General features: G+C 37.6%; 19 protein-coding genes. 7 read left to right on the top strand and 12 right to left on the bottom strand.

Annotation, left to right across the window (positions count from 1 at the left end):
- Nucleotides 1-72: 72 nt before the first annotated feature.
- Together QEN48_RS00095 and QEN48_RS00090 are read right to left on the bottom strand one after the other, a co-directional pair.
- Nucleotides 73-540, bottom strand: a complete 468-nt coding sequence (locus QEN48_RS00095; RefSeq protein WP_280108383.1) for a hypothetical protein — start codon at nt 538-540, stop codon at nt 73-75.
- A 209-nt stretch (nt 541-749) separates the two neighbouring features.
- A complete protein-coding gene (locus QEN48_RS00090; RefSeq protein ID WP_280108382.1) occupies nt 750-995 on the bottom strand; it encodes a hypothetical protein in 246 nt (81 codons plus the stop codon).
- A gap of 215 nt (nt 996-1,210) precedes the next feature.
- Here QEN48_RS00090 and QEN48_RS00085 point away from each other — a divergent pair, with 215 nt between their 5' ends.
- The 4 genes from QEN48_RS00085 (at nt 1,211) to dapF (ending at nt 5,182) form a co-directional block, all read left to right on the top strand.
- Nucleotides 1,211-1,702 (top strand): hypothetical protein, encoded by a 492-nt coding sequence (locus QEN48_RS00085; protein WP_280108381.1) that lies wholly within the window; start codon nt 1,211-1,213, stop codon nt 1,700-1,702.
- Nucleotides 1,703-1,886: 184 nt separating this feature from the next.
- Complete coding sequence (locus QEN48_RS00080) at nt 1,887-3,044, top strand: LL-diaminopimelate aminotransferase (protein WP_280108380.1); 1,158 nt, start codon at nt 1,887-1,889, stop codon at nt 3,042-3,044.
- Entirely contained in the window at nt 3,037-4,329 is a 1,293-nt protein-coding gene (gene lysA / locus QEN48_RS00075; RefSeq protein ID WP_280108379.1) for a diaminopimelate decarboxylase, read from the top strand. The genes QEN48_RS00080 and lysA overlap by 8 nt, the downstream gene beginning before the upstream one ends.
- A 10-nt stretch (nt 4,330-4,339) precedes the next feature.
- Complete coding sequence (dapF, locus tag QEN48_RS00070) at nt 4,340-5,182, top strand: diaminopimelate epimerase (protein ID WP_280108378.1); 843 nt, start codon at nt 4,340-4,342, stop codon at nt 5,180-5,182.
- Between the two features lie 555 nt (nt 5,183-5,737).
- Here dapF and QEN48_RS00065 read toward each other — a convergent pair.
- A complete protein-coding gene (locus QEN48_RS00065; RefSeq protein ID WP_280108377.1) occupies nt 5,738-6,295 on the bottom strand; it encodes a DUF2391 family protein in 558 nt (185 codons plus the stop codon).
- Between the two features lie 209 nt (nt 6,296-6,504).
- Between QEN48_RS00065 and QEN48_RS00060 the strand changes: the two genes are divergently transcribed.
- On the top strand, nt 6,505-7,557 hold the full coding sequence (locus QEN48_RS00060; RefSeq protein WP_280108376.1) for a DNA methyltransferase: 1,053 nt from the start codon (nt 6,505-6,507) through the stop codon (nt 7,555-7,557).
- Nucleotides 7,558-7,857: 300 nt separating this feature from the next.
- On the opposite strand, the gene QEN48_RS00055 is transcribed toward QEN48_RS00060, so the two are convergent.
- The 4 genes from QEN48_RS00055 to ileS all read right to left on the bottom strand — a co-directional run bounded on the left by QEN48_RS00055 (nt 7,858) and on the right by ileS (nt 12,973).
- The gene (locus QEN48_RS00055) at nt 7,858-8,043 is read right to left on the bottom strand and encodes a hypothetical protein (RefSeq protein WP_280108375.1); all 186 of its coding nucleotides are present in this window, start codon (nt 8,041-8,043) and stop codon (nt 7,858-7,860) included.
- Between the two features lie 414 nt (nt 8,044-8,457).
- Nucleotides 8,458-8,967 carry a rubrerythrin family protein gene (locus tag QEN48_RS00050; protein ID WP_280108374.1) on the bottom strand — a complete coding sequence of 170 codons (510 nt, stop codon included), beginning with the start codon at nt 8,965-8,967 and terminating at the stop codon, nt 8,458-8,460.
- A gap of 98 nt (nt 8,968-9,065) precedes the next feature.
- Entirely contained in the window at nt 9,066-9,731 is a 666-nt protein-coding gene (locus tag QEN48_RS00045) for a 6-hydroxymethylpterin diphosphokinase MptE-like protein (protein WP_280108373.1), read from the bottom strand.
- Between the two features lie 83 nt (nt 9,732-9,814).
- The gene (gene ileS, locus QEN48_RS00040) at nt 9,815-12,973 is read right to left on the bottom strand and encodes an isoleucine--tRNA ligase (protein WP_280108372.1); all 3,159 of its coding nucleotides are present in this window, start codon (nt 12,971-12,973) and stop codon (nt 9,815-9,817) included.
- 351 nt (nt 12,974-13,324) lie between these two features.
- Between ileS and QEN48_RS00035 the strand changes: the two genes are divergently transcribed.
- Complete coding sequence (locus QEN48_RS00035) at nt 13,325-13,996, top strand: TIGR00266 family protein (RefSeq protein WP_280108371.1); 672 nt, start codon at nt 13,325-13,327, stop codon at nt 13,994-13,996.
- A 137-nt stretch (nt 13,997-14,133) separates the two neighbouring features.
- On the opposite strand, the gene QEN48_RS00030 is transcribed toward QEN48_RS00035, so the two are convergent.
- From QEN48_RS00030 to npdG, 5 genes are all read right to left on the bottom strand, one after another.
- The gene (locus tag QEN48_RS00030) at nt 14,134-14,514 is read right to left on the bottom strand and encodes a 30S ribosomal protein S8e (RefSeq protein WP_280108370.1); all 381 of its coding nucleotides are present in this window, start codon (nt 14,512-14,514) and stop codon (nt 14,134-14,136) included.
- 21 nt (nt 14,515-14,535) lie between these two features.
- Complete coding sequence (locus tag QEN48_RS00025) at nt 14,536-15,729, bottom strand: argininosuccinate synthase (RefSeq protein WP_280108369.1); 1,194 nt, start codon at nt 15,727-15,729, stop codon at nt 14,536-14,538.
- Nucleotides 15,726-18,959, bottom strand: a complete 3,234-nt coding sequence (gene carB / locus QEN48_RS00020; RefSeq protein WP_280108368.1) for a carbamoyl-phosphate synthase large subunit — start codon at nt 18,957-18,959, stop codon at nt 15,726-15,728. The genes QEN48_RS00025 and carB overlap by 4 nt, the downstream gene beginning before the upstream one ends.
- A 1-nt stretch (nt 18,960) precedes the next feature.
- On the bottom strand, nt 18,961-20,037 hold the full coding sequence (gene carA / locus QEN48_RS00015) for a glutamine-hydrolyzing carbamoyl-phosphate synthase small subunit (RefSeq protein ID WP_280108367.1): 1,077 nt from the start codon (nt 20,035-20,037) through the stop codon (nt 18,961-18,963).
- A gap of 352 nt (nt 20,038-20,389) precedes the next feature.
- Nucleotides 20,390-21,049, bottom strand: a complete 660-nt coding sequence (gene npdG, locus QEN48_RS00010) for an NADPH-dependent F420 reductase (protein ID WP_280108366.1) — start codon at nt 21,047-21,049, stop codon at nt 20,390-20,392.
- Between the two features lie 435 nt (nt 21,050-21,484).
- On the opposite strand from npdG, the gene QEN48_RS00005 reads away from it, so the two are divergent.
- Entirely contained in the window at nt 21,485-22,423 is a 939-nt protein-coding gene (locus tag QEN48_RS00005) for a transcription initiation factor IIB (protein ID WP_347985137.1), read from the top strand.
- The last annotated feature ends 291 nt before the right edge of the window (nt 22,424-22,714 follow it).

Here is a 22,714-nt window from a genome sequence, read left to right as displayed (position 1 = left end):
TTTTATTTAAACAGAAAAAGGTTGGGAAGAGATATAAATGTTTAATTAATTGAGTTTGGAGATAGAGGGGGGTTAACTCCCTTCTTTAAAAAAAGATTTTACTCTATATTTTTTACCATTTCTTTTAATCTCTCTAAACTCTTTGATTTCGTTTACTCCAAAACCATTTTCACCATCTTTATACCTGGTTATAACTTCATCCCATGGGATTAGGAATGCTTTACGAGGATTACCTCTTCCTTGTTTAAGTTCAACAGCGAGATAACCACGCCTACCACTTTTGTTTAAGAACTTATCTATCCTCTCAACCTGGTTTTCAGAAAAATGTTGGGAAAAATATAGTTTTTTCGCACCTTTAGCCGTTGAAATAGATTTATTCTCAATAGCGATATAAAACTCCGGTTTAATAGAGTCAACTAAAATATCCACAAACTGACTTGAAAAACGATGTTGTTTTCGTCTATAAGCAATAGCTCTAACACCTTCACGCTCAAAAAAACTATTAAAACTTTTAACTAAATCTCGTTCGAACTCCGTCAATTAATGACAACCCCAGGTAGAAATAATTGTAAATCCAAATAATATTTATTTATAAATTTTTATAAATCAGTTTTTTTAAAAAAAATATAAAAACCCAGGTTTTTGGTTGATTTAGAGTTTTCGTTTATAAGTAAGTAGTTAAGAAATAGAATCGGTTTGTTATCCGTTCTCGTTTTGAGAACGGGGATTCTTAAAGTTATTTAGTGGTTTTAGGATTGTTTATTTCCTAAAGATTTGTCTTCGGGCACTATATCTATTATTCCGAAGAATATAAGTCCTGATGATAGTATTGAAGCAGCCATAATACCTATTTCGATTGGTATTGGTGAAGTGTACCCAATTAAAAACATTGTTAGTAGTAAGGCTGGTATTGCGGTCAACAGGAGGTCGTATTTGAATAAGCTTCCTGTGTCTTTATTCATCTCTTTGATATTGTGTATACTGTTGTTTTCCATTGTTAATGCCTCCACTACTTAATAATGCGTTTATTCAATATAAATTTTATGCAAAAATATTATGATTATCTTTAAGATAAACAGTATACTGTAGATAAAGGATATTGTTATATCTAAGCAGGATTAAACTTAAAAAAACCGGGCTTGAATTCTCTTAACAAGTCCCTAAAAAAGAAAAAACTACCTAAAAATAAATTATAAAAGTGAGGATATCAATGGTTCAGCCAACTAAAAACATAAAGGTGGATGAAAGCGTACATAGAGAACTTGAAAGGCTAAAAAGAGAGACAGGAGCACAGACATTTAACGATGTACTCAGAAAAAAACTAGGAATCATACCAGAACCAAAAATCGATAAACTCGCAGCATACCTACCTCAAGAACTAAGAGAGGCTGTAAAAGAAATCTACGAAATAATAAACGAATCAGGAGACTTTGAGAAAACAGTAGCAGAAGAAAACCAAAAAAACCATTTAGTATTTAGCCAAAAAAAAGAAGGAAGAGAAATCGCCGAAATTGCCTTCTCCGAAGAATGGTTTAAAGTGTTCTATAGAGATCAAAGTGGAATGATGTCATTATGCGGCATCGGCAAAAAAACAAAACCAGGTATAAAATACCACACAGAGAAAGAAAAGGACATAACACTAGAAAAACTGAAAAAAAACATAAAAACAAAAGTACAGGGATCAAAAAGAAGATGGAAATAAGAAACATAAAACAAAAAACCCCTCTATAAAAATAGATGATAAACCATCCAAACCCCTAACACCTTATAGAAATAATGCTTTTTCTCTCCATCAAAATAATTAAACATAAAGAATAAAGAGATGTAGTCTTTAAAAACTGAAAAATAAAGAATTTAAACTAACAATTCAAGAAAAAAGTGATAAAATGTATTCAAATAGGATTGAATCACTACCACCATATTTATTTGCAGAACTCGATAGAGCCAAAAAAGAAAAAGAAGAACAAGGAATCGATATAATAGACCTAGGAGTAGGAGACCCTGATTTATCAACACCAGACCACATAGTAGAGTCAATGGTTGAAGCAGTTAGAGAACCATCAACACACAGCTATCCAAGCTATAAAGGAATGAAAGAGTTTAGAGAAACAGTTGCAAACTGGTATAAAGATAGATTTAAAGTTAAAATAGACCCAGAAAAAGAAGCCATATCCCTAATAGGCAGCAAAGAAGGCATAGCACACATGCCACTTGCCTTTGTAAACCCAGGGGACAAAACATTGGTGCCCGACCCCGCCTACCCAGTATACAAAATAGGCACAATACTATCAGGCGGAAAACCAATACCAATGCCCTTAAAAGAAGAAAACGACTTCCTACCAGACCTAGATGAAATATCCCCAAAAAACGCAGAAGACGCCAAAATAATGTACCTAAACTATCCAAACAACCCAACCGCCGGTACAGCAGACAAACAGTTCTTCCAAGAAGTAGTTGAATTCGCAAAAGAACACGACATTATAGTATGTCACGATGCAGCATACACCGAAATTTCATATGAATTCGAGCCACCAAGCTTCCTAAACATAGATGGAGCAAAAGAAGTTGGAGTAGAATTCCATTCACTATCAAAAACATACAACATGACCGGCTGGAGAATAGGATTTGTAGTAGGAAACCAAGAAATAGTGAACGGAATAGGCCAAGTTAAAACAAACGTAGATAGCGGAGCATTCCAAGCAATCCAAAAAGCAGCAATAACCGCCCTAAACGGACCCCAAGAATGCGTCTCCGACAGCAACAATAAATACCGAAACCGAAGAGACCTATTACTTGAAGGAATAGAATCCATAGGACTAGAGCCAACCAAAACAGAGGCAACATTCTACATATGGACAAAATGTCCAAAAGGATACAACTCAATGGAGACATCTAAAAAACTTTTAGACGAAGCAGGGATAGTAGCAACACCCGGCTCTGGGTTCGGTGAACACGGAGAAGGATACATAAGGTTCGCCCTAACAAGAAGCCTCGGCAGAATAGAAGAAGCAGTAGAAAGAATGGAGGGAATAAACTTTGACTAGACCACACCTAAAAACAAAACAACACCTTGAAATCGATGGAGTAGACACAACCCAACTAGCAGATAAATATGATACACCACTCTACGTAACAAGCAGTGACCGAATCAAACAAAAATACAACCAACTAAAACAAGCACTAAAAAAACACTACCCCAATATAAGACTACACTACGCATGCAAAGCCAACACAAACCTAAACATACTACAAATACTCGAAAAAGAAGGGTGCCATATAGACGCAGTCAGCACTGGAGAAATCTACAGCGCAATAAAAGCCGGATACTCACCTGAAAAAATACTATATACCGGAACAAGCGTAAGCAACGAAGAACTAAAATACGCAGTAGATAAAGGAGTCATGATAAACCTTGACAGCCTCCATGAAATGCGTAGACTAAGCAAAATCACATCAACAGAAGTAAGCTTCCGTGTAAACCCCGGAGTAGGAGCAGGACACCACGACCACTGTATAACAGGAGGAAGTGAAAGCAAATTCGGTATATGGGAAGAAGACATAGTAGAAGCATACAAAGAAGCAATCAAACTTGGATTAAAACCCATCGGAATCCACATGCACATCGGATCCGGAATACTCGAAGTCGAAAAATTCAGGCCAGCAATCGAAAAAATGATGGATATAGTTGGTGAAATAACCCAACAAGTCGACATAAACCTAAAATTCATAGACATCGGTGGAGGACTCGGAATCCCATACAAACCAGAAGAAAAACCACTCGACATCGAGAAATTCGCCAAAATGATTACAACAGAATTCAAAAAAGGCCTAAAAAAACACGGACTAGAACAACCAACACTAGCATTAGAGCCCGGCCGCTACCTAGTCGGCGACTCAAGCATAATACTCACAAAAGTAAACGACATAAAAGAAAATCCATTCCATAAATACATCGGCGTAGACGCTGGATTCAACATACTGCAAAGACCAGCAATGTATGGATCACATCACGGCGTCGTTAACGCAACCAACCCCCAAAACGCCGGAAACTATATCGAAAACGCCCCAAAAAAAGGAGTCAATAGAAAAGCAGAGATAGCAGGCCCATTATGTGAATCTGGAGATATACTCGCAGAAAACAGAGAAATTACAGCTCAAGAAGGAGATATACTAGCAATACTAGACGCTGGAGCATATGGATACAGCATGGCTTCAAGATACAACAGCAGGCCATTACCAGCAGAAATATTAATAGAAAACGGCGAACCAAGAGTCATCAGAGAAAGAGAAACCTTAAAAGACCTCTTAACAAAACAAAAAACCAAATAAAGGCAGGAAAATGTCAAAAAACCCAATAAAATTTGTAAAAATGCATGGAAATGGAAACGACTTCATAATAATCGATGAACTACAAGAAACAAAAATACCCGAGAAAAACAAACCCACGTTCGCAGAAAAACACTGTAAACGCAGATTTGCTATCGGAGCAGATGGAGTACTATATCTACAGCCATCCAAAACAGCAGACCTCAAAATGAGAATCTTCAATTCAGATGGAACCGAAGCAGATATGTGTGGAAACGGAATCCGATGTGCCGCTAAATATGCAACTGAAAATATAGTAACAAACAAAAACGTAGATATAGAAACAGGTGCAGGAACCCTAAACATAGAAACAGATAAAAACGATAAATTCTGGGCAAAAGTAGATATGGGAAAACCAAAATACAATAAAAAAACAATACCCGCTAAAGGTAAAGGAGAATTCATAAACCAAGAAATAGAAAACACCCCATACCAAGTAAGCGCCTGCAACGTAGGCGTTCCACACGCAGTAATACAAACAGACGACGTAGAATCAATAGACATAATCAAACAAGCACCACCAATACGAAACAACCCAATATTCCCAGAAGGCGCAAACGTAAACTTCATACAAAAAACAAAAAATGGAATTAAAGTAAGAACATTTGAAAGAGGAGTAGAAGCCGAAACACTAAGTTGCGGAACAGGATCTGTAGCATCTGCCGCCATAGCAAAAAAAACAAATCTAATAAAAGGAAACACAATCAAAGTTCAAACAAAAGGTGGAAAACTAAATATAATCTTCAAAAACAACACCGCCTACATGAAAGGTCCAGCACAGACAGCATACAACGGAACACTAACCCACCCCCAATAAAAACAACACTACATTCAAAACAACATCAAACCCGAGCTCCACCCATGAGTGGAGAGCCTACCCAACCTCCACCCACTTACCGAACAAGAACTCCTACAATACCTGCTGAGGAAAACAATAAAACCCCCAGGCAACCCCGCCCGAGCCTGTTCACCCCACATTAAAACAAATCTAATTTAAAAAAAATAGCTCAATATTTTTTATTTTATTTTATTTTTTAAATAGTATAGACTGAACCCTTTCTCCATTTAAGGATAGTGAGGAATGTTATGATTTATGAATGGGTGTTCAGTGAGAGTATCAAATGTTTTATATGTAATGATGAACTTGACATTTAGTTTAATGCGTTGATTAATATTGCTGTAGAGGTGATGTCCTAAAACAGTGATATGTCCATTGAGCCAGATACATTCTGGCAAGATATGGGGGAGGCTATAGATGACATAGCCCGAACTGGAGATGATTTGGAGGTGAAAATCCAATGAGTTAAGAACCTTCTGAAACGCTGAAGAAAACCCAACACCTTCAGGCGTTTGGGAGGATGTCACAAGGATGTTAAGTTCCTGGCAATATATCTGCTAAAGCAGCTCCTATGGACATAGCTACAAACGTAAAAGCACATTGTGAGAAGGCAATCATTGGTTCTGACCAATCAACCCTTCCCCAAACCGTCATAAGGACTATAGAAGAGATAAAGGCTATAGAAAGTATACCTAAAAGTCTTCTAGGAATTAAACCAAAAATTGGGTTTGTAATCCTAACATCTTGAATGTCGGTATAATATAATATACCTATAACAAGAAGTACTCCAAAAACCAGGGTTCCTAAAAGAAACAAAGGATGTTGAGCAATGAACTCACCAATCTCCAAAGTACCTTCTTCAATTATTACAGGAATCCCAATTAAGATACTACCTAAAAAAGCTTCAATCATATCACGTTTGCCAAAACCCTCAACAACCACCCCGAACATCCTTGGATTCGATAACTTAATTGTTTTTTCCTTTAACTTCTGAATATGATTTCTATGTTTTTTAGATTCAACAGATTCCTCTAGACGTTCAAACTCATCAACCAAACTAGATAAATCAACCTCTTCATCATCAAGAGACATTACAAAAAACTATTTAGAATTACTGTTGATAAAGCTTACTAAGACACTGGCAAACGATAATCACTACACCTCGGAAAAACCAATGAGGTGGATAGAAAACCTAAAAAAATAGTTTTTCAAGTAGTAGGGTCAATGTAGTTTGTACAACTTACAGGGAGGATGTCATAATTAAGACTAAACATAGAGTGATTAGGGGTGATTCCCGTCAAATGGGTGAAATTCCGGATAATTCAATCGAGTTAGTTGTTACATCCCCTCCATACCCCATGATCGAGATGTGGGACAGCCTATTTCAAAAACTCAACTCAAAAACTAAAAAACACATCCTAAACGGAGAAGGCACGAAAGCATTTGAAGAAATGCATAGAGAACTTGACAAAGTCTGGAGCGAACTGGAGAGAGTCTTGGTTGAAGGTGGTATTGTCTGCATAAACATTGGAGACGCAACAAGAAAGATTGATGGAAGCTTCAGAGTATACCAAAACCACTCACGAATTATAAATAAACTCACAGAACTCGGTTTCGACCCATTACCAGAAATATTGTGGAGGAAACCAGTAAACAGTGCAGCTAAGTTCATGGGTAGTGGAATGTTACCACCCAACGCCTACCCTACACTTGAACACGAATACATCCTCATTTTCCGAAACGGACAAAAACCAAGGGAATTCCAACCGAAAGACCCAGAAAGATACCAATCAGCCTACTTCTGGGAAGAAAGAAACCAATGGTTTACAGACCTATGGACAGACATAAAAGGAACAAACCAAACCCTACAGAACGGAGACCGAGACAGATCCGCAGCATACCCAATACAAATACCCTACCGCCTAATCAACATGTACTCAACATACCAAGACACCGTCCTAGACCCATTCTGGGGAACAGGAACCACAACCACAGCAGCAATAACAACAGCAAGAAACTCAATAGGAATAGAACTAAACCAAAAACTAATCAACAACTACAAAAAACAAACCCCAAAAATACCCAAAATCGCAAATAAACTAGTGAATAAAAGAATCGAAAACCATAAAGATTTCATTCAAAATAAAATTAAAGAAGGTAAGGAATTTAAATATCAATCAGATAACTATAGTTTCCCTGTCACAACGAAACAAGAAAAATCAATCGAATTATACACGGTGAAAAACATTAAAAAAACAGATAATCACATTCAAGTATTACACAAACCCTTTAGTAAAAAAACCGAAATTAAAAACCAACAAAACAAAACCAAAAAAATAACAGATTTTAAATAAATATTTCAATCTTCAATCAAGATAACTATTTAAGCTGTTTACAAAATCAACCGTCTACAAGATAATAGAACATAAATATAAAGATTTCTTTAATATGATTTTACGTTAAAAATGGAAATTTATTTTTTTGAAGGCTAAATAGAGTTGAAGGCTAAATAGAGGTAAAAAATACCTCTTATCCCTTGTAGTATAATCTCTTCCACCCCTTGTTTTTTTTACAATTGATGGGGGCCACGATCTATTTGTTAGTTTACTCTAAAACCTTTTTTTAATGAAAATAGATTGATTAGGAATTATTTTTTATTTATTTTTTTTGAGTTTTCGTCCTTTTTGGATAAATATTAATCCTATGGAACCTATGATTACGTAAATTATAATTTGGAGTGTTGTTATTTGTTGTTCTGTTGCTGCTTGTAGGAATAGGTATAGTGCGGAAAGGAAAGCTATTACGCCGACTGCCCAGATACCGAGTGGCTTTATTTTCATAGACGATTTCTCCAAGAATTTAGTCTGTTATTTGTTTTTGTTTGTTTATTATATATTGGGCCTCTGGACCTGTTAAGGGCTAAAGTGTAGTTGTGACTGCCTAGATTACCTAAAATACTCAGAACAAAAAGTGATAGTATATGTTTATTGGATAGAAAATGTTTATTTGTTTTTTCTTTGGTTTTGGTTTTGGTGTGAATGAGGGTTTTTTGTTTGTTTTTTTATTTATTTTGTTTGTATTTGGGTTGGTGGTGTCTTTGTTTTTTAGTTTGGTTTTTTGATTATTTTTTTAGTGTTTTTGGTGGCAGTCTGTATGTTGGGGGTTTTGTTTTTTTCTTTGTTGTGTTCTATGCTTTGTATTTGTTTTAGGCTGTGTTCCCCCCCTCCTTAAAGAGGAGGGGTTTTAGCTTTGGTTTAGGATAGATCTACTTTGTTGAATTCGTTTTTGGGGTATCCGCATATTGGGCAGGCAGCTGGTGGTTCATCGAAAACTGTGTTTCCACATATTTGGCATACGTAGATATCTGTTTTTTCTAGGTCTTCTTCGTTTTCTACTGATTCAAGAGCTTTTTTGTATAGTGTTTCATGTATTTTTTCAACTTCCATTGCATACATGAATGATTCTAAGGCACTGTCTTGATTTTCTTCTTTAGCTGCTTCAACAAACTCGGGATACATGTCTTCGTGTTCGAATTTTTCTCCTTCTATTGCGTCTTTTAGGTTTTCTTTTGTGTCTTTTATTTTATCTAGGTTTTCAAAATGGTTTTTGGCGTGAACTCTTTCTGCTTCAGATGCTGCTTTGAAGAGTTTGGCTATTTGTTCGTATCCGTCTTTTTCTGCTTTTCTTGAATATGCTTCATATTTATTTCGTGCCTGTGATTCGCCAGCGAAAGCTTCTTTCAGGCCGTCTTCAGTTTTAGTCATAATTAATCGTGTTTATTCTTTATGACTCCTGTTATTTATCTTTTTGTTTTTAGTGGGTATCTAAATAGCTTGTTGGTTGTGTATTTGGGGTAGAGGTTTTATTTTTGTTTGTTTTGGGTGGTATATGTGATTTTCACTCCTTTATTTTCTAGTTTTTGGATTAGTTTTTTGGCCCATTTTAGTTTTTTCTGTTTGGTTTTACTGGCTTGCTTGAAGTTAAAACCCGATAACTCGATTTCTTTAGCGCCATGTTCGTGTGCTAGGAATATTGCTCTGTCTCCATCGGTGAAACCTCCATAGTTTATTAATTTGTCTGTTGGTTTGTTTTGTGTTGAACCGATGATGTTTTGTATGTGTGGTGTCCATTTTTCTATTAATTCTTGGTTGTCTCCGTGTGCATGAACTATTATTTGGCTGCCTTTTTTATCTGCTTTTAGTATTGGTTTTATGTCGCCATCTAGGTCTGTTGTGATTATGTCGGGTGTTATGTTGTGTTTTAAAGCAGTTTTTGTGGCGTTGTCTGCAGCTATAACTGTCTGTTTGTTTAATTGGTTTTTTGGTATTTTTTTTAGGTCTTTAGGTAGGTTGGGGCCGTCTCCTAGTACATATACTTTTTCTTTTATTTTTTTGGAGAGGCTGTTGAGATCTGGTTTTTTGGTTATTTTTTGTTCTAACTTTCTTGCGGATTCTCTATCTTTTTGCATAGAGATGGATAGGTCGTTGGTTATTTCTTTGTATATAGGTAGCCATTCTCTGTAATCCATTTTTATATACCTATTTAGTTTATTTTTTTATAAAAAAAGAGGTTTTAGGGATTTTTTATCCCTGTAATCTGGTTTTTGGTTTTTTATTTGTTTTTGGGTGTTAGGCCTATCTCTAGTTCTTTTCCGTTTATTTCCCATTGTTTTGTGAGGTCTCCGTGGGGGGTGTTTATCTCTAGTTTTTTGGCTCGTGTTTCGTGGGATATGTGTTCGCTCCATTTGGTGATTGATTTTTTGAATTCTTTGTCTGGTGTGTCTAAATTTATTTCTATGTAGTCTTCTACGTGTAGGTCAAGTTCTTTACGCATTTCTTGGATTCTGCGTATTGTTTCTTTGGCGTAACCTTCTTGTTTTAGTTTTGTTGTTAGTTCTGAGTCTACATAGACAACTCCGTTTGTGAAGCTGGAGGTGGAGTATTTTTCTGGTACTTTTGTTTCTAAGTTAACCATTTCTCTTGTTATCTTGATTTCTTCTCCATCCACTTTGATTGTTTTTGGTAGGTTTTTGGGTTTGTGGTTTCCTTGTTTTATTGTGTTCATCACTTTTTCAGCTTTATCTTTGAATTTGGGGCCTATAACTCCCATGTCTGGCTCTATCACTGTTTGGAGTTCTGGGAACTCTGTGTTTGGTTCTAGGGTCTCTATTTTTTTGGTGTTTACTTGGTCTTTTATTATTCTATCCATGGTTTCTATTGCTTTAACTGTTTCTGGGTTGTTTGGCTCTATCGTTATTTTTTGGACAGGCCATCTTAGGTTTAGTTCGACTTTTTGTCTTGCATGAGATGCTGATTCGATTATCTCTCTTGCTATCTCCATTTGTTGTTCAAGTTCGTTGTTTATGAATTCTTTTTTTGGTTTTGGGAATTTCTCTAGATGTACTGATTCTTTTCCAAAATCTTGGGTTTTAACTAGGTTTTGGTACATTTTGTCTGTTATGAATGGGGTGTATGGAGACATCAAGATGAGTGTTTTGTGTATAACTTCGTGTAGTGTTTCATATGCTGTTAGTTTGTCTTTGTCTTCGGCTTCTACCCAGGTTCGGTCTCTTATTAGGCGGATGTACCATCGTGATAGGTCTTCGAGTATGAATGACTTGATGTATCTGGCTCCTTTGTGTATTTGACGGCTCTCTATTGCTTCTTCAACATCTAGTATGAGGTTGTTTAGTCTACTGAGTATCCATCTGTCTTCGGTTTTTAAGGCTTTTTCATCAAGTTTCTTCTGTGGTTTGAAGTCATCTAGGGACATATAGGTTGAAGTGAATTTATAGACGTTCCAGAAAACGTTTAGAGTTCTCTTAACGTTCTGACATTCATCCCAATTGAATTTAAGGTCTTCCCAAGGAGCACATTCACTTAATAGGTATAGCCTTAAAGTATCGGTTCCATAACGCTCGATTATCTCTTCGGGCTGCACAACGTTACCAACACTCTTACTCATTTTCTTTCCATCTTCATCTAAAACGAAGCCATGCATTAAAACCGATTCATATGGCGCTCTATCGAAAGCTATAACACCGGCTCCAAGTTGGGAGTAAAACCAACCCCGGGTTTGGTCATGGCCTTCTACAATAAAATCTGCAGGCCACCACTCCTCAAACAAATCCTCTTCTTCTGGATATTTGAGGTTGGCCCAACTAGCAACTCCGGAATCGAACCAAACATCGATAACGTCTTCCACACGCTCCATATCTGAACCACAATCATCACACTCGAGTAATATTTTATCAACATGTGGTCGATGTAGCTCTAAACCATCTTCGGGACAATTAAATGCTTTTTCTTTTAATTCATCTATTGTACCAATGGTTGTTCTAGAGCCACAACTACATTCCCATACTGGTAATGGAATTCCCCAATATCTTTGTCGGGATATACACCAATCTTTAGCGTTTGAAACCCAATCCTTAAACCTTGAGGAACCAGCCCATTCAGGTGTCCACTCAACTCGATCAACCTCACTAACCATCTTGTCTTTCAGTTCAGATACATTCAAGAACCATTGGCTGGTTGCTAAATATATAATAGAGGTATCACACCTCCAACAATGCCCGTATCTATGTTTGATTTCTTCACTAGATAACAACAAACCGTTTTGTTGGAGATCATCGATTATAACGGGGTCAGCGTCTTTAACATACAACCCACTGTACTTACCTCCTCCGTCTGTATACTGTCCTTTTTCATCAACGATATTGAACAAGGGAAGACCACGTTTCTGCCCCATATCAAAATCTTCATGGCCATGGCTTGGAGCAGAGTGTACAAGACCGGTTTTCTCCACGGTAACAAACTCTTCAGCAAAAACCGTGTGAACTAAATCGGATATATGTTCTTGTTGTTTAGGAACCTGCTCGCTTAAAGGAAACCTATATTCTAATCCTTCAAGCTCACGACCTATATATGTCTCAACAACCTCATAATCTTCATATCGACCTTCTCTTAAAACATCCTCTATAAGCTCTGAAGAAACAATTAGTTCCTCAGTTTCACCATCTCTAACCGCTTTAACAACTGAATATTCATAATCAGGATGTACAGCCACAGCAAGGTTAGAAGGAATGGTCCAAGGAGTTGTTGTCCAAATAACTATAAACCGGTTTTCATAGCCCTCAACAGGGAACTTAACAAATATAGATGGATCTGAAACCTCGTCATACTCAACCTCACTGTCGGCTAAAGCAGTCTCACAACGAGGACACCAATTAACAATCCTCTTTCCCTTCTCAAGTAAACCCCTTTCATCAGCACGCTTCAGGGTCCACCAAGCAGACTCAATATAATTATTATTTATAGTCATGTAGGGGTCATCCCAATCAAGCCAAGCCCCCAACTCCTTAAACTGCTCCGTCATACTCTCCTTATATTGAAGAGCATAGTTTTTACACTCCTTAACAAAGTTATCAATACCAAAATCCTCAATATCCTGTTTACTCTCAAAATCAAACTCCTTTTCAACCTTAACCTCAATTGGAAGGCCATGCATATCCCAGCCAGCCCTATCCATAACCGGAACTCCCTTAAGAGTAGTATAACGAAGAACAGCGTCCTTTATAATCTTATTCCAAGTCGTTCCTAAATGAATTCTACCAGTAGTATACGGCGGTCCATCAACAAAATAAAACCTCTCCTCAACATCAAGGTCTCTCTTCCTTGACCTCTCATATACATCATTCTCTTCCCAAAACTCCCTGACTCTCCCTTCAATCACTTCAGGATCGTAATCCAAATCAACTTTATCGATCATACTAACACTCCAAAACTAATAACAGCTTTACTTAAATCAAAACACAAACACTGCAACCTAAACTTAAATAGACCACAGCAAACTTATGACTTCAATATCCGTCAAACAATATAAATTAAATCGAAAACACTAAAAAACAAAGGCCCTGAATAACACCAAAATGCAATTGTGTTTGGATTTAATTTTTAACACTTAGGGGAGCTGGAGAGCAGTAAGCCCTCTATTCTTTAGAGAGGAAGATCTTGCCCCCAAAGATAATGATGTTAAACAATGTTCTTAAGTGTTTATGGGTGAATTATTTTTTAGGCCATGTTTTTTTTAGAATAATGGTCGTTATAAATGGTGTTTTGTATGAATTATGAGATTAAAGGTACTGTTATGCCTTTTGTTGAAGTCACGTTAGATAAAGGTGAAACGGTTTATTCTGAAACTGGAAACATGAAGTGGATGGATTCGAAAGTAGATATGGATACTAAATCTAAGGGCGGGATTACAAAGGCTTTAAAAAGAAGGATATCGGGTGGTGGGACGTTTTTAAATTTCTTTGAAGCTAGAGAAGATGGGGCTCAAGTTTCGTTTGGACATACTTATCCAGGGGAGATTTTAAAGGTTGATGTTGAGGAAAAAAGTGTTTTGTGTCAGAAACGTTCTTTCCTTTGTGCTGAAGAAACTGTTGATTATGACGTTGCTTTTCAAAAGAAAATTGGAACTGGGTTTTTTGGAGGAGAAGGATTTATTCTTCAAAAACTTTCTGGAGAGGGACATGCGTTTGTTGAAATAGATGGTGAATGTCATATTATGGAGTTAGAGCCAGGTGAGAAAATTAGGGTGGAAACTGGTTCAGTTGGTATGTTTGAAGAAACAGTTGATATGAGTATCAATCGAGTTAAGGGTGTGAAAAACGTTTTGTTCGGTGGTGAAGGAATGTTTTTGACAACGCTTGAAGGCCCAGGCAAGGTATGGCTTCAGACAATGCCTATACAGAACCTAACTGCAGAGATGTCTAAATATCAGGAATCTTGAAGCAGAAACTATTCAATAGGGTTTATTGAAACCCTTGGAATAAGAAAAGAGATAGTAAACTGAGATAGTAAACTGTTTTTGGCTCCATCCCGGGTTTCGGGATGGATTCTTCATTGTTTTTTTGGTTTTTTTGTTTTTTATTTTATTAGTTTGGCGTTGACTACTCCGTCTTGTCCTGGTCTGTTTGTTACTTTGGCTTTTCCTTGTTCTGTTTGGATTATTGCTCCTTTTGTTATGATGTCTCTTCTTACGTAGTGTGGGTTGGCTTCGTTTTCTGTTACTTCTGTTATTGTTGTTTGGGTTGTTTCACCTGTTTCTGGGTTTGTTACGTTTGCTTTTTTGGTTTTTAGTGCTCTGGTTTTTTTGTTTCCACCCATCATTCGTATTTTTTTGGTTTTTTCTTCACCTACTTGGGTTGGCATTGGTTCTGAACCGAGTTCGTATTTTCGTTTTTTTCTTTTTGGTCTTCTTCTTCCGCCAGATTGTCTTCTTTTTGATTTATGGTGATATAGTGCCATTTTGTTTCCTCCATTTATGTTTTATTTATTTTTTTTGGATCTTGATTTTGAGAGTCTTGATTGGTAGCCATGGTATTTTAATGCTCCTTCTGCGTCTTTTTGGTCTATTGTTTTGTCATCGAAGGAGACGAGTTCTTTTGAGTATAAAGCGTTTTTGGATTCTCTTGCAACTACATATATTGAGCCTTTGTATAACTTCAATTTAACTGTTCCATCTATTTGTCTTTGTGTGTTTTTTATAAAGGCTTGTAGTGAGTTGTATAGTGGTTCGTATAGTAGGCCGTTGTATGCGAGGTCGGCCCATTCTTGGTCTACGGTTTTTTTGAATTTTAGTTGTTTTCGGGTTAGTATTAGGTTTTCGAGGTCTTGGTGTGCTGTTATTAGTGCTGTTGCTGCGGGGTGTTCGTAGTTTTCCCGTGCTTTTAGACCTAGTATTCGGTCTTCTATCATGTCTACTCGACCTACTCCGTGTTTTCCGACTTCTTTGTTTAGTTTTTGTATTAGTTCTATTGGGTTGTGTTTTGTTCCGTTGATTTTTGTTGGTATTCCTTTTTCGAATGTTATTTCTATTATTTCTGGTTTGTTTGGGGCTTTTTCTGGGTTTGTGGTCCATTGGTAGATTTCTTCTGGAGGTATGTAGTTTGGGTTTTCTAGTTTTCCTCCTTCTATGCTTCGGCTCCATATGTTTTCGTCTATGCTCCATTTTTTTTCTTCGAAGTCTATGTTTACTCCATGTTTTTTTGCGTACTCGATTTCTTCGTTTCTTGTCATGTTTAGTTCTCTGACTGGAGCTATTATTTCTGTAGTTGGTTTTGAGTGCACTCGGTATGTTGTTTCGAATCTGAATTGGTCGTTTCCTTTACCTGTGCATCCGTGGGCTAATGCGTCTGCGTTTTCTTTTTCTGCTATTTCACATATTTTTTTTGCTATTAATGGTCTGGCTATTGCGTGTCCGAGGTAGTATCCTTCGTAGCTTCCGTTTGCTTGTATTAATGGATGTAGGTAGTTTTCTACGAACTCTTTTTTTGCGTCTATTTCGTAGTGCTGTACATCCATTTGTTTTGCTCTTTCTTTTGCTTCTTTTAAGCCTTCTTCTGGCTGTCCTACGTCAACGGTTACTGTTATTACTTCATCGTATCCATATTTTTCTTTTAGTAGGGGTACGCAGACGGATGTGTCCAGTCCTCCTGAGTATGCGAGTACTACTTTAGTCATTTTTGTTTTTCTCCTATTCCTTCTTGGTATTTGTTTATTGATTTGGTTACTATTTCGCCTTTGTTGATTGCTTCGATTGCGTCTGCTGCTGCTTTGGCAGCCTGTATGTTTGTTATGTATGGTGTTTTTAGGTCTACTGCTGCTCTTCTTATTTTATATCCATCGTTTTTGGGTTGTTTTCCAGATGTTGGTGTGTTTATTATTAGGTCTACTTTTCCTTCACGTATCCAGTCAATTATGTTTGGTGATCCTTCACTTACCTTCTTTATTTCTTCTATTTTGATTCCTTGTTCTTTTAGGTAATCGGCGGTGCCTTTTGTTGCAACGAGTTTTAAACCGTGTTCCATGAATTTTTTGGCTATTGGAACCATTGGTTTTTTATCTTCGTCTTTTATTGACATGAACACTGTTCCATCTGTGGGTATTTCATTTTCAGCTGCGATTTCAGCTTTGTAGAATGCTTTTCCGAATTCGTAGTCGATACCCATTACTTCTCCAGTGGATTTCATTTCTGGACCTAGTATTGCGTCAACGCCTGGTAGTTTATCGAAAGGCATTACGACTTCTTTAACTGCTACGTGGTCTAGATCGGTTACCTCGCTGTATCCGAGTTCTTTTATAGTTTTACCAACCATAGTCTTCGCTGCTATTTTTGCTAGTGGTATTCCGGTTGCTTTACTTACATAGGGGATTGTTCTGCTTGATCTTGGGTTTGCTTCAAGTAAGTATACTTTTCCATCTTTAATAGCCATCTGTATGTTTATGAGGCCTATTACTTCGAGTTCTTTTGTTATTTCCCGTACGTATTTCTTTATTTCATCGATGGTTTCTTTGTTTATTGATTGTGGGGGTAGTACACATGCTGAATCTCCTGAATGGACTCCAGCTTGTTCTATGTGCTCCATTATGCCGCCAATAAGAACTTCATTGCCATCTGAAACCGCATCTACATCGATTTCGATTCCGTCTTCGATAAATTGGTCTATTAGTATTGGGTGATCTGGACTTACTTTAACTGCTTCTTCTATGTATTCCTCTAGCTCGGCGTTGTCGTGAACAATCTCCATTGCCCTACCACCTAATACGTATGAAGGTCTTACAAGCAATGGGAAACCTATTTTCTCCGCAACTTTTAATGCCTCTTCTCTTGATGAAGCTATTCCGCTTTCAGGCTGTCGTATATCCATGTCTTTTAGTAGTCGGTTGAACCGATCTCTATCTTCTGCCATATCCATTTTTTCTGGATCGGTTCCATATATCTCTGTATCCAGACCTCTTCTCTCAAGCTCTTGTTTTAAGTCAACCGCTAGGTTTACCGATGTTTGCCCTCCAAACTGAACCATTACTCCATCTGGTTTTTCTTTCTCGATTACGTTTATTACGTCTTCAAGTGTTAGAGGATCGAAAAATAGGTTATCGCTTGTGTCGTAGTCTGTTGATACTGTCTCTGGGTTGTTGTTCATTATCATGGTTTCAATACCCTCTTCTTTAAGAGCAGAGACAGCGTGCACACAACAATAATCGAACTCGATTCCCTGACCGATTCTTATTGGACCGGCTCCCAGAATCAATACCTTCTCATTATCGCTCTCACCTTTAGATTCATTTTCTTCTTCATATGTAGAGTAGTAATATGGCGTTTCTGCTTTAAATTCAGCTGCACATGTGTCAACCATCTTGTAGGTAGGATCCATCTCCTCATATCTAAAGTCACGTACTTCAGTTTCCTCTATTCCAGCAATATCTGCAATCTGTCCATCTGTAAAACCAGATATTTTAGCTTCTTGAATACAGGATTTCCAATCTTTTTCTATCTCTTTTTCAAGATCGATTATGTTCTGGATTTTATTGATTACAAAGGGATCCATACCAGTTATTTCAGAAACATCTTCAACCGTGAACATATTTTTCAAGGCATCGTATATAACGAACAACCTTAGATCGGTAGGTGTTTCAAGATATTTAACTATCTCTTCTTCATCACTGAACACCCTTCGCTTGTTAGGGTTTAAACCATCTTCACCTATATCCAAAGACCTAACCGCTTTCTGTATACTTTCTTCCATGGTTCTACCTATCGCCATAACCTCTCCGGTGGCCTTCATTTGGGTTGAAAGGGTTCTGTCTATATCTCTAAATTTATCGAAAGGCCATCTAGGTATTTTGACAACTGTGTAGTCAACGGTTGGCTCAAAAGCAGCGGGAGTTGATTTGGTTACATCGTTTGGTATTTCATCTAGATCCATGCCGATCGCTATTTTTGCAGATACCCTAGCTATCGGATATCCAGTAGCTTTTGATGCAAGTGCTGAAGATCTGGATACACGTGGGTTGACTTCAACTATTTTGTATTCACCTGTCTCTGAATTGAAAGCAAACTGTATGTTGCATCCTCCTTCTATTCCCAGAGACCGTATTATCTTTATAGCTGCTGACCTCATTTTTTGGTGGTCTTTGTCAGACAGTGTTTGGCTTGGAGCTACAACCGTCGATTCACCGGTGTGCACACCCATTGGATCGAAGTTCTCCATGTTCACTACTGTTAAACAAGTGTCTTTGGAATCTCTCATTACCTCATACTCTATTTCCTTCCATCCAAGAACACTTTCTTCGATTAAGACTTGATCTATTCTTGATAACTTAAGTCCACGCTCAACGATGTTCTCAAGTTGTTCTTCTGTTTTAGCTATACCACCACCAGAACCACCAAGTGTGTATGCTGGCCTAACAACTATAGGTAGACCCAGTTCTTCAGCTGCTTCTCTAGCTGCTTCTATAGATTCAACAGCAATACTTTCTGCAACAGGCTCACCAATTTCGTTCATCATCTTTCTGAACCGTTCTCGATCTTCACTGTCGTAGATAGTTTCGATAGGAGTCCCTAGTACCTCAACATCATATTCTTCAAGCACACCTGCTTCCGACAACTCCGCTGTCAAGTTCAATCCTGTCTGCCCACCGAGGCCTGCTGCAACTCCATCAGGCTTTTCTTTTTCAATTATCTCCTTCACCGATTCAACGGTTAATGGCTCGATATAAACGGCGTCAGCCATCTCGGGATCTGTCATTATAGTCGCTGGATTTGAGTTTACAAGAACTACCTCAACACCCTCTTCACGTAAAGCTCGACAAGCTTGAGAACCAGAATAATCGAATTCAGCAGCCTGTCCAATCTGTATAGGCCCACTCCCGATCATCAAGACCTTATTAATATCTGATCTTTTCGGCATTTTAACCCTCAATAATTTTAAGAACTTTATTTAGAAACAGATCCTTCGTATCTCTTGGACCTGGCTCCGCTTCCGGATGGTATTGCACTCCATAAATATCTAGTTCTTCGTTTTCAACCGCCTCCACCGTACCATCGTTAGCGTTTGTTTGAACAACATTTAAACCAGTCCCATCAAGGCTTTCCTTATCGATTGCAAATCCATGGTTTTGAGAAGTAATGTGAACCGTCCCCGTCTCATGGTCTTTAACAGGATGGTTAGCACCTCTGTGACCAAAATTCATTTTATAGGTATCCGCTCCAACTGCAAGAGAAATAATCTGAGTACCAAAACAGATACCAAAAACCGGTAATTCACCAACCAAATCCTTAACTAAATTAATTGGCGCCTTAGCCATCTTAGGATTACCTGGGCCATTCGAAACAAGAATCCCATCAGGATCAAACTCACGTATCAAGTCACTTGAACTATCTGCAGGGAAAACCTTGATATCAAAATCTTTCTCACTCAACCTATCAAGTATACTCTTCCTAACACCACAATCCAACACTGCAATCCTTGAACCATCTCCCTCAATACTATAACTCTCATTGCAACTAACTTCACTTACAAGATCAAGGTCCTGTATGTCCGGCGCTCCTTTAGCATACTCAACAACCTCATCAACTTCATAGTCTCCAACCGCCACAGCGGCCTTAAGCGTTCCCCTCTCTCTAGTTTTAATAGTCAACATCCTCGTGTCAATACCTTCAATCCCCGGGGTATCCATATCCTTTAAGAACTCATCAAAAGTTGCCTCTGAATTCCTGTGAGAAGGGTTGTCACAAGCCTCTCTAACCACAACCGCTTCAGCACCCACTTCTTCAGACTGAATAGACTCATAACTAAAGCCATAATTACCGACCAACGGATAAGTAAACATCAATACCTGTCCTTTATATGACGGGCCGGTCATAGCCTCCTCATAACCAGTAAAAGAAGTGTTGAAAACCAATTCACCTCTGGTGAGCCCCTCAGAACCAATACCCCGGCCCCTAAAAACCGTGCCATCTTCCAAGGCAAGAAATGCATCTTTCATACTGATTGCCCCAATTAGCAATACTAAAAATTTTCCTATGAAGTTGTATCTATACCCTTAAAATCTTTTGGTAAAAAAACCAAAAACCAACCAAAAACAAAAACAACAAAAAACATAAAACCTGTTCAAAAACCATTTTACAGAACCAAAAAACAAAAAAAATAAAAACCCTACCAAAAACCATTTACACAGAAAACAGAGATAAACCTATAACCAAACCTACGACTAGGAGAAAGTAAGCCCCCTCCCTAAAAACCATTAAAACTTGTAAGAAGTTGAGAGAACTAAACCCTCTATTTAGGTCCTTCAAAATGTAATGGAGATATAGCCAAAATAGAAAATATAGAAAAGGTTAAGGAGATATGAATTTTATCGTGGGGTGGGAAATATCATTTCTTATAGAAACGTTCAAAAGAAGCGGAGTCATTGCTTCAGTCAACTGTGAAACAGATAGATCTCCACCATCCAGACCCCTCATTCCCTCAATATCGTCTATTAGGTCAAAAACAACTTCCTTAGTTTCTGAATCATCTCCACAAACAACTACATCACAATCTAATGGTCGATCAAACTCAGATAAACCCTTTGCTGGAACGGTATGGAATGCAGAAACAACATCAACTCTATCTGGAGCCGCATCATCAAGTTCTACAGCAGCACAACAATCTTCGCAACAAAAACTACCATCAGATTTATACATCGGTACGATAGGGGAGATTAATACCTGACAATCAAAAACATCTTCTAAAGACCTAATCGTTTCCACCACCGACTTATGCGGAATACATACAACTACAACATCACTGTTTTCAACAGCAAACCGATTATCCCCACCACTAATATCATTACTATATCCCGCTTCATCCAAAATCTCTCTATACTTACCTGCTGCCTCTTCCCCTCTCTCATCATTACGAGAACCAATATATATCTCGTGTTTACTGTCTTTACCCCACCTCAATGCAAGGCCTTCACCAATATGTCCAGTTCCACCAATAAAACCAATCTTCATAAAATCACTGAAATTTTTTTTATATACTATCATATCTCCAAAACAATAAATCTAGACAACTAAAAACAATAAATAAAAAAATACAAAACCAATAAAAATTAAAGCCATTGCTTTAAGAAAATGGGTTCAATAAAAACATTCAACAGTTTTAGGTAACCCCAATCGAAATAGAATAAATTAAAAACAGATATAAAAACCAAAAAACCTCTTAAAAACCTAATAAAACCTAAATACCTCTCAGAAAAACAGATAGAAATTATTAAAGTTATTTTTTATACGAAGTTTTATTTAATTTAGAGTACTACTCTAATTCGTGAAGGGCTATTATCTCGCTCTGACTTTAAGTAGAACTGTTTTTTTAGTGGAGGATTTATATTGACCGATTCCTATGAAAAACCCGATTCCAAGAGTGAGGGAGAGGGGGAATCTCCATCAATTATAAAGAGGGAATCTATTGGAGAATATGAAGAAAGTAATATATGCAATGAATGTGGTTCAAAAAAACTTTCAGTTGACCATGAAAGAGCAGAACTAATTTGCGAAAAATGTGGGTTGGTAGTAGACGATGAATTTATAGACACCGGTCCAGAATGGAGAGCTTTCGACAGTTCAGAAAGGGAAAGTAAAAGCCGAGTAGGAGCTCCAATGACTTTTACAATACATGACAAAGGCCTGTCAACAATGATAGACTGGAGAAACCGGGATTCTCAAGGCGGAAGCATATCATCAAACAAAAGAGCCAAACTATATCGAATGCGCAAATGGCAAAAAAGAGTACGCGTAAGCAACGCAATGGAACGCAACCTAGCGTTCGCCTTAAGTGAACTCGATAGAATGTGTTCACAACTAAAACTACCACAAAGCGTAAGAGAAGACTCAGCAGTCTTGTATAGACAAGCAATAAAAGAAAACCTAATTAGAGGTAGAAGTATAGAAGGCGTTACAGCCTCAGTAATCTATGCCTCATGCCGCCAAAGAGACGTACCAAGAACCCTAGACGAAATCGCCGAAGTAGCAAGAGTATCAAGAAAAGAGATTGGAAGAACATTTAGATTTATTTCACGCGAACTAGGATTCAAACTACTCCCAATATCACCAAAAGACTACATACCACGATTTTGCAGCGAACTCGAACTATCAGAAGCAGTAGAAAAAGTAGCACACGATTTAATCAACGAAGCAATAGAAAAAGGCCTCGTAAGCGGTAGAGGGCCAACAGGAGTAGCAGCATCAGCAATATACATATCAGCCCTAAAATGCGGAGAAAAAAGAACACAAAGAGAAGTTGCAAAAATAGCGTCAGTCACAGAAGTAACCATAAGAAACCGATACAAAGAACTTGCAAATGAATTAAACATAGACATACCACTGTAAAATGACCTCTACCGAAAGAAGAGGGAGCTTCCATGAGGCTTTATCCAAGATGGAAGTTTGCTATAACATATAGTTTCTTTCATACACCTAATCAATAGTAATACCATTAAAGAAATTTAGATTAATGCAACTTTCTAACCATATATTAATGCATTATGGTTTCCTATTTTTCTCAGGTATCCCTAACACAACTACAACCCTCACCACTTCTCATAATGGTTTACAGCGGTAGCGAGGCGAAAGCCCACCCCTTCAGGGGTGGGGTGAAGCCGACAACTGGGGGATCTCTCC

It is taken from the genome of Methanonatronarchaeum sp. AMET-Sl (genome assembly GCF_029854155.1).
Lineage (GTDB): Archaea > Halobacteriota > Methanonatronarchaeia > Methanonatronarchaeales > Methanonatronarchaeaceae > Methanonatronarchaeum.
This window is presented reverse-complemented; position numbering and strand designations above follow the sequence as displayed.